The organism is Blautia sp. Marseille-P3087 (genome assembly GCF_900120195.1).
Classification (GTDB): Bacteria; Bacillota; Clostridia; order Lachnospirales; family Lachnospiraceae; genus Blautia_A.
This window is the reverse complement of sequence record NZ_LT635539.1, coordinates 2,842,926-2,856,796: the sequence shown is the minus strand read 5'-3', so window position 1 is coordinate 2,856,796 and position 13,871 is coordinate 2,842,926. Positions and strand designations below refer to the sequence as shown.

General features: G+C 43.7%; 10 protein-coding genes. All 10 read right to left on the bottom strand.

Translation table 11 applies throughout. From position 1 onward, the window contains the following. Positions 1-15: 15 nt before the first annotated feature. Positions 16-2,601 (bottom strand): L,D-transpeptidase family protein, encoded by a 2,586-nt coding sequence (locus BQ7344_RS13640; RefSeq protein WP_072522978.1) that lies wholly within the window; start codon positions 2,599-2,601, stop codon positions 16-18. Between the two features lie 33 nt (positions 2,602-2,634). Further along, entirely contained in the window at positions 2,635-2,898 is a 264-nt protein-coding gene (locus tag BQ7344_RS13635) for an HPr family phosphocarrier protein (RefSeq protein ID WP_072522977.1), read from the bottom strand. Between the two features lie 13 nt (positions 2,899-2,911). Then, positions 2,912-4,192 (bottom strand): CdaR family protein, encoded by a 1,281-nt coding sequence (locus tag BQ7344_RS13630; RefSeq protein ID WP_072522976.1) that lies wholly within the window; start codon positions 4,190-4,192, stop codon positions 2,912-2,914. Then, a complete protein-coding gene (gene cdaA, locus BQ7344_RS13625) occupies positions 4,170-5,057 on the bottom strand; it encodes a diadenylate cyclase CdaA (protein ID WP_117943139.1) in 888 nt (295 codons plus the stop codon). Before cdaA ends, BQ7344_RS13630 begins: the two co-directional genes overlap by 23 nt. 56 nt (positions 5,058-5,113) lie before the next feature. Beyond that, positions 5,114-6,229, bottom strand: coding sequence for a hypothetical protein (locus BQ7344_RS13620; RefSeq protein ID WP_072522975.1), 1,116 nt, complete (start codon positions 6,227-6,229; stop codon positions 5,114-5,116). Then, the gene (locus tag BQ7344_RS13615) at positions 6,226-6,660 is read right to left on the bottom strand and encodes a hypothetical protein (protein WP_072522974.1); all 435 of its coding nucleotides are present in this window, start codon (positions 6,658-6,660) and stop codon (positions 6,226-6,228) included. The genes BQ7344_RS13620 and BQ7344_RS13615 overlap by 4 nt, the downstream gene beginning before the upstream one ends. Positions 6,661-6,800: 140 nt before the next feature. Next, entirely contained in the window at positions 6,801-7,526 is a 726-nt protein-coding gene (locus BQ7344_RS13610) for a ComF family protein (protein ID WP_072522973.1), read from the bottom strand. 53 nt (positions 7,527-7,579) lie between these two features. After that, complete coding sequence (recD2, locus tag BQ7344_RS13605; RefSeq protein WP_072522972.1) at positions 7,580-9,808, bottom strand: SF1B family DNA helicase RecD2; 2,229 nt, start codon at positions 9,806-9,808, stop codon at positions 7,580-7,582. A gap of 116 nt (positions 9,809-9,924) precedes the next feature. Further along, entirely contained in the window at positions 9,925-10,914 is a 990-nt protein-coding gene (locus tag BQ7344_RS13600; protein WP_072522971.1) for a rod shape-determining protein, read from the bottom strand. A gap of 106 nt (positions 10,915-11,020) precedes the next feature. Then, entirely contained in the window at positions 11,021-13,861 is a 2,841-nt protein-coding gene (gene uvrA / locus BQ7344_RS13595) for an excinuclease ABC subunit UvrA (RefSeq protein ID WP_072522970.1), read from the bottom strand. Positions 13,862-13,871 lie beyond the last annotated feature (10 nt).

Sequence of the window (13,871 nt, the reverse complement as noted above, 5' to 3'; positions counted from 1 at the left end):
GCGCATTTTATTTTATTAATTATATGCCGGATCAGTCGGATCGAAGTTCTTAGAACCACGAAGTGGGGTAAGTGCTTTTCTTCCGAGAGGTCCCTTTCTTGCTTCATTGGACTGATATACACCATCAAAAATTGTGATTTCAGAACCATTGCAGTTATCATATACCCATTTTGCATCTGCTACGCAGCAGCGGATACATCCATGAGATGCCGGATTTCCAAGTTTCAGATATTCTCCAACCGGAAGATTATGGTCATTCATCTCACTGCATGCAACAGAGTGAACGTAAATGCCACCAACAACCCATGATCCGTACTGTCCCCATGACGGTCCCATCAGCGGCTGCCATCTGCCTGCTCTCTTAATCGAATAGGTTCCTTTTGGTGTCGGGGTGCCCGGGTTACCTACAGAAACACGGATAGTCTTGATCGGAATCGTGCGATCCCTGTTTGCATATACAGTCATAACACCATTGACACGATCACAGCTCAGATAATATTTGCTGCGTCTGATCTCGCCTGTTCTGTCGTTAATTCTGTAGCCTCTTTTATCAAAACGATACTGGATACCATTGATTACTTTTACAGTATTAAACACATATTTTCCTGTCTTTGGATCCATATAACGAACAAGATTTCTGGAGCTGTTTACCACAACCCATCCTGCTTCGATGAAACGTCCTCTTTCATCCAGTGTACCATACGTATCACCACGTTTGATTCTCCGGTTGGTCAGTGCTACACAATTTTTGAAATAGAAATAATATTTCTGTCCACCACAGCTGATTCTTCTCCAGCCATTCACATAAAGTGCACCGCTGCTGGATGCGCAGTAATACTTGTTATTAAATTTAATCCACTGACTCTTATAAACCTTACCTCTGTATGCCGTTTCGCTGGATCTCTGGAAGAAGTAATATTTGTTTCCAATCTTTGTGACACCACTTGCCATGGAACCATCTGCTTTGTAGTATCTGTCACTGACCCATCTGTCAAAAAGTATGTTACCGTTGCTTGAGAAATAGTACCAGCCCATAAATTTACCATTTACTGTAACCTTCTGAATACCATGTTTCTCATCAACACAGCCGGCTGTTCTTCCGAAATAATAGTATCTGTTTCCGGCACCTGGACATTTTATCCAACGGTTTCTCCATGTTCCACGTCTTCCGTCACTTACAAAGTAATATCTGCGGTTTCCGTATTTAACAAGTCTATTTTTGTATACGACACCATATTTATTTGATAAGTAATAGTAATTATTAGCAGCCTTTACCATCTTACCCTTAATAAGATATCCATTCGCGTCAAGAAGGTATGAATTACTGCTGTTTGACAAAACTTTGTATGCTCCGGTTCCCTTTTTCTGATAACGTCCGTCAGAACCGAAATAACGCCACATCGTGCCCTTTTTATCAGTTGCACTTGCCCACGCATTACGCACCATTTTGCCAGGAACAACCTCTGCATTAGATGCTTTGCGGAAGTAATAGACCGCTTTATTGACTGTGCGCATACCTACATAAGGTTTACCACCGTCAAGCAGAAAATAGGATTGTTTATTAATTGTATAGATTTTATTTGCGGCGATTTCTGTCTGTTTACCGGCATCTCCATAATAATTAAATGCCTTATCTGCGGTATTCCATGTCCATGTCTTGATAATTCTCTGACCCAGTTTAGAGTTGTAAGGTGTTATCTGATCTGTATCAAGATCACCGGTAACTTTTACCTCATTAACCGTTTTGAAGTAGTAGTAATCATTTGACACTTTACTTCTTCCGGTGAGCATATAACCATTTTCATCAAATGCATAATACCCTGTACAAATCTCATCACCATTGTCTTTCAGTGCAGTAACTTTAACGATGCCATCTTTATCGGTAAAATAGTCGGAAGCTGTCTGTTCTGCTGTCTCTCCATCCTGCACATCTTCGGCAGTTTCTTTCTGTTCTGCTGTTTCCGGCATATCCTGTACATCAATAGTATCTTCTGTTATATCTTCTTCTGAAGCATCTGCTGTCTCTTCGTTCTGAATGTCCTGCGTATCTTCATCAACTAAAAAAGCCTCATCTTCTACTGCATTTTCATCTGTTACCGCATCTACTTCAGAAGTCTCTGCTGTCTGTACGGCAGGATTTACAGAAACAGGTTTTTCCAGTTTCCATTTACCGTTTTCAAATTTCCACCGAGTATATAAAAGGGAAGCTTCATTATCTTTTACCACTTCATTTAACGTCTGAACTGCAGTATCTTCTGTGCAAGCAGTCACATCCTGCTCTTCAAACGAATTTTCAGTTTCTTCACCTTCTGCACTGAATGCATCAAAATCCGGCTCCGTCTCATCTGTTATATCAACGGCATCCGCATTCGCATCCTCATCTGCCCCCATGTCGATCTGCACATCATCGGACGCAGCTTCTTCAGAATCAACATCAGCTGTATTGTCCGAGGGACTTTCAGCTTCTGCGTCATCAATCACTGCCACGTCGGAAGCATCTGCCTCAGCAGCAAACTCAGCCTCGCTGGCCGCACTCGCCTCCGCTGCCATAGACAAACACATTGTCAAGCTCAACATTATTGCCACAATTCGTTTCTTCACAACTACTCCTCCTATTTCCCTTTTGTTAAAAATCTATTCACCAAGACCTCCGCTGATTGCATCAGTCAAAGCTTTCATTGCTTCCTGCTCATCTGCTCCATCGCAGATCAGTTCAATCTCATCACCACATTTTATACAGGCACCCAGAACACTCAGAACGCTTTTTGCATTTGCAGTTCCACCATCATATTCAAATGTGATTGCAGATTGATATTTCATTGCTTCATTACACAAATTTCCGGCTGGTCGTAAATGCAAACCCGACGGATTATTGATCATAATTTTCTGATTGACCATCTGTTGTCTCCTGTCAGTTGTTTTCTTCGGCTGTGGAAATCACAGAGACCTCCACGCCCGTTGTCACATCATCTACAAGTTCATATCCATCCGGGATTTCAATGCTTACCGGCACCTCATGACTGCCTTCTCCTACATCACTCAAATCTATGGATGCTTTTATCTGATCTTCTGTAAGATCATCAAGTGAACTGTCCGTCTTCTGGACACGAACTTCTATATTAGCTGTATCAAAAGATACCTGCATACCATCCGGTGCATGATTCACCACGATATTTTTCGTAGGTACTTCGCATACACTGCTTCCCATCGGCAGTACATTTACCCTTACAAATACATCTTCGCTGGAATCACTGGTCAGTTTCAGACCATCCGGAAGATAATCTGAAATATTGATCTTCTCTTCGAAATCACTGTCCCTGTCAGAAATGTCCGCTACATAGTCAGGAATTGTGATCGTATTATTCTGATCTTTCAAAGTAGCAAGTGCCTCTTCGCTTCCGGCAACACTTATCACATTCGGTGTGGTACTTACACTTTCCACCTGATAACCGGATTTCGGAGAACCGCTGTAACCTGCTTTGATTTTGACGTTTGCCTGTACTTTCCAGAGTTTTGCAGTTACATATACCCTTGAAACATTCAGGTAGCCCATATCTGAATCCGTAAATTCTTCACCATTTTTATCTATAATCTTGACATCTTTTTCTGTAGTGATATCTTCTGTTGCTCCATCTACATCAATAGACGCATTTACTTTATCTATTTTATTAATCAGAGACGTCGGACCTGTAATCTTGATTTTCTCCGGATTGGAAGTTAGCGTTCCTATCTCATACCCTCTGTCAGGCTTTGTATTATCTGTTGTAACATTAACTACAAATTCCTGTGTATCCTTATCCTCCAGATGAAGGCTCAGATTCTGAGGACTGACTTCTATATTATCCTGCATAATATGGTCACATAATACTGTGATCGGAACCATTACCGGATCTGTGTTCAGACTGACCGCCTGCTGAAGATCTGCCACTGCCCGAATGTTATTCACCGATATTTTGTCAAGAATTTTTCTCTGTGCCTTGATCGTTACACGAATCGGAACCTGCTCTTCATCCTGCATACACATCTTACCATCGGCATCTATATACGCTTCATTCAAAAGCTGCACGTCCGATATAACAAAAGATTTCGTTCCGATCGGATTGTTTATGTTTACTACAAGCAGCCACACCAGGATTGCAATCACAAAAGAAAGAATTTTCAGACCCAAATTATTTCCCAGTTTTTTCTTCATGCTTCACTCTGCCCTTCAATAACTGTCTGAATCGGTTATTATCTACAACTTTTTTGTTCTGCGCTTTTTCCAGAACTTCCCGCAATTGTGTACTGCTGATATTTCGGATCAGTCTGCCTCCCTGCGCCACAGATACCTGTCCGGTTTCTTCTGACACAATGATCGTAACGGAATCTGTTACCTCACTGATACCCACACCGGCACGGTGTCTTGTTCCAAGCTGTTTGCTGAGTTCCATATTATCAGAAAGCGGCAGATAACAGGTAGCTGCCACAATGCGGTTTTCTCTTACAATGACCGCTCCATCATGAAGCGGCGTGTTGTGCTCAAAAATGTTGATCAGAAGCTGGCTTGTCAGAATCGCATCGACATTAATACCGGTTCTGATATACTCGTCCAGGCGGATCTCCTGCTCAATGACGATCAGTGCACCGGTCTTGACCTCTGCCATATCATAACATGCCTTGATCAGCTCATTGACTGTCTTGTCTGTAAAACGTTCCTTTACTTCCTTTCCTGCATCAAACGGAAGGATCGATGCCATGATTTTTTTCTGACCAAGCTGTTCAACCACCTTACGTAGTTCTGGCTGAAAAATAACAACAATTGCCGTGATCAATGCACCGGCAAGACGGGATACGATCCAAAGGATCGTATTCATCTTAAAAATATATGCTATGATCAGAAATGCACCGATTACAAGGAGACCTTTAAGCAGAGTATATGCACGGGTAAATTTGATCCATACCATAAACTGATACACAAAAAATGAGATCAGAATAATTTCAATTACATCGATAATACTGACAGACGGCAGATTGATATCTGATAAGTACCTTGCCAATATATCTGTAATATTTCGCATAAACTCTCTTCTCCTTTTGCTGCAGATTTTTATGTAATGCCGTAATCAGGCTGAGCTTAAAGATCCTTCAGTGATTCCTCAAGCTTCTTCTCAAAATCAATATCATCAATGTCAGCTTTTTCGACAACGGAAGATTCTTCCTGAACAGGTTTTCTCTTTGCAGAACGATTCTCGGATTTTGTTTCCTTCTGGAAAAGCGGTGCTGTATAGTCCGCTGTTTTCTCTGATACTCTTCGTTCTTCTCTGTCTGTCTCACCGTTAATCTTCTTGATGCTTCTCTCAGAAGTAGCAACCAGTGCTTTCGGAACAGCTTTTACATAGTAATAATACTCATCGTCTTCGTATTCGAGCCGCTCTGTTCTGGTATAATCTCCACCGAAAACAAAGAATTCCAGTATGATTCCGATCAAAACTGCAACTACTGTATAAATGATCAGAGATACCATGGAAACTTCGACACCAAAACTCATACTTCCTGCAAGCATGATCACGATATAAAGCACACCACCTGCTACTATGGCGATCCGCCATGCATAATCCATCATGCGGGTACGGATCAGATTAACTACAAGAACGACTACAACAAATGCAATTACATTCAGCCACATCTCACCGTTTTTCATAAGTCCATCAGCCAGAAGTGTAATCTTGCCCATCATATCAAGATCAGATCCCATCAGAACCTGAGACTGTACTCTGATAAAACGTACGAAATAATAAATAATTACGCCGCCAGCTGCCGGAAGCGCAGAAACCGCACTGCTCAAAAGGCCGCATCCAACCGGAAGAAGTGCCGGAAGATCAAATCCAAAAGCAAGCGGTGCAAAAATAAGGACCAGGTTCCTGCCGCTGCTGAAACGGAGAAACAGAATCAGCATAAACAGAATCAGCACAAGCATAAAGCCTGCAACTTCGATTCCAAGAGCATAACTGTGTCCGACCATCAGTGCAAAACCTGTAAAGATCATCATACCGGATGGAAGGATACAACAAATCAGTGCGAGGATCAGAACTACAAACATACTGTCCAGTGCTTTCATATATCCCATATTGGTATTGATCCATGTAAAATAAACCGCTGCAAGAATAAATTTCAGCAGAGGCAGCAGATATATTTCATACTGTGCATATAATCCTTTTAATTTTTGTTTAAATTCCAGTAATGCTGTCATTTGCGATACCCTCCTGCGGCTCCTTTGCCGGATGCTTTTCTTTCTTCCCTGGCGTAAATTTTACTCAGTGAAGTTAACTGACCATAGTACTCCCGGACACTCTTCTTTGCGCGGTGATATTTGACCGAATATTGTATATAGGTCAAAACAGAATAAACTATCAGAACGACCAGATAGCCGATAATAATATAAGCACCAAGTGCCACCAGATTCATCTTATGAATGTTTTCAAGAAGATATTCCCCAAAATAAACAGCTACAGCTGCCACGATCAGCACATATCCAATCGTCACAAGGAAAAAGTTCTTAATCAGTGCCAGACCAATATAATCGCTTCTGTAATATCGACTGACAGGAAGATATTTTCTGCCCTTGCCCTGCTCATACATGGCAAGCTTTGTCATTATCTTGACCTTTTCTTCATTGATCATATTCTGCTCCTCATAAACTCTATTTCTGAATTAAATAATATAACTATTCAGTAGAAAAAGTACTGAACAGTTACGAAATAATCATATTTGGATTAATTGTAACATATATCCACAACCATGAAAAGTGTTTTTTCTCCAGTCTACAGCTGTCCGATGCATAAAGTAACGAAATAAATTTCCCTGGCACCACTTTCTTTCAGACATTCTGCAAGCGTTTCAATCGTGCTCCCGGTCGTATAGACATCATCAACTATCAGAATCCTAAGGCCCCTCACGGATTCCGTAATCTGAAAAGCATCCTTCAGATTTCTCATGCGCTCGGCTGCATTCAGTTTTTTCTGAGATTTTGTCTCTCTTTTCTTTACAGCAAGCCCTGCAGCTACCGGAATCTGTAAAAGTTCTCCGATTTTTTCCGCAAGATCTTCTGCCTGATTAAATCCTCTGATACGTTTCTTGCGACACGTCATCGGTACAGGTACCAGAATGTCCGGATTCCAGCGCTTTATCTGAGTTCCGACATATCTGCTGATTTCTTCTGCATAATACTGTCCATATTCCCGGCTGCCGTAATATTTGTATCGCAAAAGCGACTGTTTCATCTGCATATTGTATAGAAAAACGCCCCGTCCCTGACAAAATCCCCGCTTCCTGCTTTTACAGTCCGCGCAGTATTCTTCTGTCTCTGATACAGGTTTGCCGCATTTCAGACAGTAATGTTCCTCTATCAGATGAAAGCTTCCTCTGCATTCCGGACAGATATGAACCTTTTTTCCCGGCAGTATTTTGTTACATGCCGGACACCGCGACGGATACAGTGCTTCCAGAAATAATACTTTACCTTTCTGGAGGCATTCTGAAATCCCCATAATTATTATTTTTTTATTCAGAATATGCCTTTCTCCCCGATGGCACGCTCTCTTTATTCAGCTTCCTGAATTCTCCTGTCAAGGGAACTGTATCTTCTCTGCTGTTTTTCGTTATTGATCATTTCGCGGAAAGTCTCTTCACTTCCGACCACTGTAACACATTTTCTTGCTCTCGTTACTGCAGTATAAAGAAGATTTCGGTTCATCAGCATCCGCGGACCTGACAAAATCGGAATGATCACAGCCGGATATTCTGAACCCTGTGACTTATGTATCGTAACCGCATAGGCAAGTTCCAGTTCGTCAAGCTGTTTAAACGTATACTGCACATAACGTCCATCTTCAAATTCCACCTCTGCAAGCTCGGCAAATTCATTGATCATACGGATAATTCCTGTATCACCGTTAAAAACACCGACTCCCTTGTCTACCGGAATCCCATATCTGCCACGCACTTCCCACTCAAGCTGATAGTTATTACGAATCTGCATGACTTTGTCACCTTCACGAAAAAGTCCCTGTCCGATTTCTTTTTCTTTTTTAGACGGATCCGGTGGATTCAGATATCTCTGTAATATCTGATTCAACCGTTCCACACCCAGAAGGCCTTTACGCATCGGTGTGAGTACCTGTATCTCAAACGGCTTTGCTTCGACATATTTCGGAAGTTTTTCCTGGATAAGTGCGATTACTACTCTGATGATAATATCTGCATTATATCTTTTCAAAAAGAAAAAGTCCCGACTTTTATTGTTGATCTCAACCTGTTCTCCACGATTGATCTTATGTGCATTCACGACAATATCACTCTCAGATGCCTGACGGAAGATCTTCTTCAGTTCTACAACCGGAAACTGTCCGCTTCGGATAATATCTCGCAGAACATTTCCCGGACCGACACTCGGAAGCTGGTTCTCGTCACCGACCAGAATCAGTCTCGTTCCTGCAGTCACTGCCATCAGAAGAGAATGCATCAGATGAATATCCACCATAGACATCTCATCTATGATGATCACATCTGCTTCCAGCGGATTCTCCGCATTTCGTTCAAAATGAACCGGCTGTCCTTCCCGGTCATCTTCCGGCATTCCGGTCAACTCCAGCATACGGTGAATAGTCTGTGCCTCATATCCTGTTGCCTCCGTCATACGCTTCGCAGCTCTGCCGGTCGGTGCTGCCAGCCGAAGCTCCGCACCTTCACTTTCAAAGAAGCGTATGATTGCATTGATCGTTGTCGTCTTACCTGTACCGGGACCTCCTGTCAGTACCAGAAGTCCATGTCCGGCAGCTTCTTTGACTGCTTTTTCCTGCATCTCATCCAGCACCGTACCTGTCTCTTTCTGGATCTGGCTGATCCTGCGCTCAACACGCTCTTCATCCTCCGGACAGTCAATATCCAGTTCCCGTAGCATCCTGGCTGTATTTAATTCCAGATAATAATACTGTGCCGGATAAACAAGTACCTGTCCTTTTTCTTCTTTCTGAATGATCTTTCGTTCCATCGAAAGGTCTACCAGATGTTTCTCCATGTAAGAAGCATCTACTCCGAGAAGCTGCTCCGCTCTCTTAAAAAGTTCTTCCTTGGGCAGATATACATGTCCTTCCCCACCTGCCTGCAAAAGAGTATACGACAACCCACTCTTTATCCTGTAATCTGAATCTGTATGAATTCCGATCCGATATGCGATCTCATCAGCGATCTTAAATCCGACACCACTGATATCATCTGCCAGGCGATATGGATTTTCCTGCAAAACACTATACACGGAATCCCCGTATTTCTGATAGATCTTGGCCCCGAGATTCAGAGAGATTCCATATTTCTGTAAAAACATCATGACCTTTCGCATTTCGGATTTCTCTGCAATCTGTATTGCAATCTTGTGTGCTTTTTTCTCACTGATTCCCTTGATTTCTGCAAGACGCTCCGGCTCTTCTTCAACAATCCGAAGTGTATCTGATCCAAAATGCCGCACGATCCTGCCTGCCAGTGCTGCACCTATACCCTTAATAGCGCCGGAACCCAGATAGCGTTCCATAGCCATGGCATCTTCCGGCATCTTCTCTGTCAGCCGCACTGCCTGAAACTGTTTGCCGTATACGGGATGCTGTATAAAGCTTCCCTCTGCCTCGATCGATGCTCCCTGCGTAATGACGGGAAATGTACCGACACAGGTCAGTTCATCCTCATCTTTTACGCCTTTCAGTACCATCACTGTATATCCATTGTCTTCGTTCCGGAAAATGATATGATCAATATATCCGGTCACACATTCACTCATACCTGCCTCTTTCTTCCTGTTTTCTTTCGGAATTTCTCTTCAAACCATAATACAGCAAAAAGCCAGAATATTTATGATACACTTCACAAATACTCATGGCTTTTATCTAATGCCGGTCAGGCATCCATTCTGTTCATTATTTCTGCATACATCCCTGTACCCACAGCCACAACATGCATCGAATCCTGAACAGTCAGTGTATTGACTCCTGTCCTCTGTTCGATCAGTGTGTCCATGCCTTTAAGAAGTGCGCCACCACCTGCCAGAACGATTCCCCGATCGACAATATCTGCGACCAGTTCCGGCGGTGTTTTTTCAAGAATGCCATGGACAGCTTCTACGATCTGTCCTGTAGCATCCTTAAGAGCCTCACGGATTTCTTCTGATGTAAGTTTTATTTTTTTCGGAAGACCAGTAAGTACGTTTCTTCCTTTTACTTCCATGACCTGAGGGTTTACTTCCTCGATTGCAGTTCCGATTCTGACTTTGATCGTCTCCGCGGCATCTTCACTGATAAACAGCCCATGCGTCTTACGGATATAGCTGATGATTGCCTGATCAAAAGAATCCCCTGCCACCTTGATTGTCGAAGAAACTACAACTCCACCGACTGAGATCACGGCAATATCTGTCGTGCCTCCGCCAATGTCTACGATCAGATTTCCAAACGGTTTTGTAATATCCACTCCGGCTCCGATTGCTGCCGCGATCGGTTCTTCTACGAGATAAACTTCACGCGCTCCCGCCTGATATGTTGCTTCTTCTACGGCTTTGCGCTCGATCTCCGTGATTCCGCTCGGTACGCAGACACTGATTCGCGGCTTACGAAACGCCCGGCGTCCCATTGCCTTTGTGATAAAATATTTCAGCATTTTTTCCAGCACCACAAAGTCCACGATCACTCCCTGGCGGATTGGTCGGATCACTTCCATGTTGGAGTTCACATGATTACTCATCTGCTTTGCTTCTTCTCCGATCGCACGGATCTTCTCAGTATCTTTATCATATACAACGACAGACGGTTCCTGCAGTACAAGACCTTTGCCTGTAGAATATACAAGACAGTTCGTCGTTCCAAGATCTATTCCTATATCGTTTGCAGGCATAAAAATCCCCTTCCGTAACAATTCCAATTCTTATATCAGAAATTATTATAAACAACTTTCATCAAAATGAAAAGCCCTTGTTCTACCTGTGAACAGTAACCTGTATTTACTTAAGATATTTAGCCACATACTGTCCGGTATAAGAATCCGGGCATGCGGCAATCTCTTCCGGTGTACCGGTTGCGATAACAGTGCCGCCCCGGTCGCCACCTTCCGGTCCCATGTCAACAATATAATCTGCTGTCTTGATAACATCCAGATTATGTTCAATGACAACGACCGTATTTCCATTTTCGGTCAGTCGCTGCAGGATTTCCACAAGCTTGTGTACGTCGGCAAAATGAAGTCCTGTCGTCGGCTCATCCAGAATATAGATTGTACGTCCGGTGCTTCTCTTACTCAGTTCTGTCGCAAGCTTGATTCGCTGTGCCTCACCGCCGGAAAGCTCAGTGGACGGCTGTCCCAGACGAATATAGGAAAGCCCCACATCATAGAGTGTCTGGATCTTTCTGCGGATAGACGGAATATTCTCAAAGAAAGTCAGCGCTTCTTCTACCGTCATATTCAGCACATCGTAAATGCTCTTGTCTTTATATTTGACTTCCAGTGTCTCTCTGTTGTAGCGTCTGCCCTTGCAGACCTCGCACGGTACATAGACATCGGCAAGGAAATGCATCTCGATTTTGATGATGCCGTCTCCACTGCAGGCTTCGCATCGTCCACCCTTGACATTAAAGCTGAAACGGCCTTTCTTGTAACCTCTTGCCTTTGCATCTGCTGTCGATGCAAACAAATCACGGATCTGATCAAACACACCTGTATAAGTAGCCGGATTAGATCTCGGTGTCCTTCCGATCGGTGACTGATCGATGCTGATCACCTTATCAAGCTGATCCAGCCCCTGAATCACTTTGTGTTTACCCGGAATCACTCTTGCACGGTTCAGATCGCGTGCCAGTGTCTTGTACAGAACCTCATTGATCAGAGAACTCTTGCCGGAGCCGCTCACACCTGTCACACACGTCATAATGCCAAGCGGAATATCAACATTTACCTGTTTCAGATTGTTTTCTGCTGCTCCCCGGATCTTCAGCCATCCGGTCGGCGCTTTACGTTCAGAAGGTACCGGAATCTTGCACCTGCCACTTAAGTATGCCCCTGTCACAGAACGCGGATTCTTCATAAGTGCCTCAGCTGTGCCGATTTCTACAAGTTCTCCACCATGTTCGCCGGCTCCCGGTCCGATATCCACCACGCAGTCTGCCGCACGCATCGTATCTTCATCATGCTCAACTACGATCAGGCTGTTTCCAAGATCACGAAGGCGCATTAGCGCGCGAAGGAGTTTATCATTATCTCTCTGGTGAAGACCGATACTCGGCTCATCCAGAATATATGCAACTCCGACCAGTCCGGAACCAATCTGTGTCGCAAGACGGATACGTTGCGCCTCGCCACCGGAAAGCGTCGCTGTCGCACGACTCAGAGACAGGTAATCCAGTCCGACTTCTGCAAGAAAACCTACTCTTGCCCGGATTTCTTTCAGAATCTGTTTTCCGATCAGCTCCTGCTGCTCCGTCAATTTCAGTTCTTCCATAAAAGCTTTAAGTTTCTCTATGGAAAGTGCAGTCAGCTCATAGATATTGCAGTCACCCACAGTTACTGCCAGAGATTCCTTTTTCAGACGCTGACCTTTACAGGTCTTACATGGCGTAATGCGCATAAAAGTTTCGTATTCCTGCTTCATCGCATCTGATCCTGTCTCACGGTATCTCTGCTCAACATTTTTAATCAGGCCCGGGAAAGCAACATCATAGATTCCCTCTCCTCTCTGACCTTTATAATAAACCTTGACTGCATGACCGTTTGTGCCATGGATCAGAATATCTTTTATCTTGTCCGGATAATCTTCAAACGGTGTATCCAGACTGAATCTGTATTCTTTTGCCAGCGCATCCAGAATTGCTCTCGTAAAGCTTCCCTTATCCGTACAGGACTGCCAGCCCATTACAGCGATTGCTCCCTGCGAGATGCTTAAGGATTTATCCGGTATCATCAGATCAATGTCAAATTCCATTTTGTATCCGAGGCCGAAGCAGTCCGGACACGCACCGAACGGATTATTGAAGGAAAAACTTCTCGGTTCGATCTCATCAATACTGATCTGGCAATCCGGACATGCAAAGCTCTGACTGAATGTACGGATATTGCCATCCATCGTATCGATCATCAGAAGCCCATCTGACAGATCCAGGACTGTCTCAATAGAATCAGACAGGCGTTTCTCAATTCCCGGTTTAACTACAAGACGATCTACAATAATCTCGATATTATGCTTGATATTTTTGTCCAGCTTGATTTCCTCGGAAAGTTCATAGAGATTTCCGTCAATCTGCACCCTTACATAGCCACTTCTCTTCGCCTGCTCCAGAAGTTTTGCATGCGTACCTTTACGTCCGCGGACAACCGGGGCCAGAAGCTGCAATTTCGTCCGCTCCGGCAGTGCCATAATATGGTCTACCATCTGATCGACAGTCTGCTTCTTGATCTCTTTGCCGCATTTCGGGCAGTGCGGAATACCGATACGTGCATACAGCAGTCGGAAATAATCATAGATTTCTGTAACAGTTCCCACGGTGGAACGTGGGTTTCTGTTGGTCGATTTCTGGTCAATAGAAATTGCCGGAGGAAGTCCCTCAATGGATTCCACATCCGGTTTTTCCATCTGTCCCAGAAACTGTCTCGCATATGAAGACAGAGATTCCATGTAACGTCTCTGGCCTTCCGCATAAATTGTATCAAAAGCCAACGAAGACTTACCAGAACCACTGACACCTGTCAGTACCACAAATTCATCTCTCGGAATATCTACACTTAAGTTCTTAAGATTGTTGACATTTGCCCCTCTGATCTTAATAAATTTTTTCCCCGGTGTTCGTTCTGCCATCTTTCTCTCC

What these genes read in the sequence shown, in the direction of transcription:
- BQ7344_RS13620 (WP_072522975.1), bottom strand. Translation starts at nt 6,229, where the DNA reads ATGACAGCATTACTGGAATTTAAACAAAAATTAAAAGGATTATATGCA.
- BQ7344_RS13615 (WP_072522974.1), bottom strand. Translation starts at nt 6,660, where the DNA reads ATGATCAATGAAGAAAAGGTCAAGATAATGACAAAGCTTGCCATGTAT.
- BQ7344_RS13610 (WP_072522973.1), bottom strand. Translation starts at nt 7,526, where the DNA reads ATGGGGATTTCAGAATGCCTCCAGAAAGGTAAAGTATTATTTCTGGAA.
- BQ7344_RS13630 (WP_072522976.1), bottom strand. Translation starts at nt 4,192, where the DNA reads ATGAAGAAAAAACTGGGAAATAATTTGGGTCTGAAAATTCTTTCTTTT.
- BQ7344_RS13635 (WP_072522977.1), bottom strand. Translation starts at nt 2,898, where the DNA reads ATGGTCAATCAGAAAATTATGATCAATAATCCGTCGGGTTTGCATTTA.
- cdaA (WP_117943139.1), bottom strand. Translation starts at nt 5,057, where the DNA reads ATGCGAAATATTACAGATATATTGGCAAGGTACTTATCAGATATCAAT.
- recD2 (WP_072522972.1), bottom strand. Translation starts at nt 9,808, where the DNA reads ATGAGTGAATGTGTGACCGGATATATTGATCATATCATTTTCCGGAAC.
- uvrA (WP_072522970.1), bottom strand. Translation starts at nt 13,861, where the DNA reads ATGGCAGAACGAACACCGGGGAAAAAATTTATTAAGATCAGAGGGGCA.
- BQ7344_RS13600 (WP_072522971.1), bottom strand. Translation starts at nt 10,914, where the DNA reads ATGCCTGCAAACGATATAGGAATAGATCTTGGAACGACGAACTGTCTT.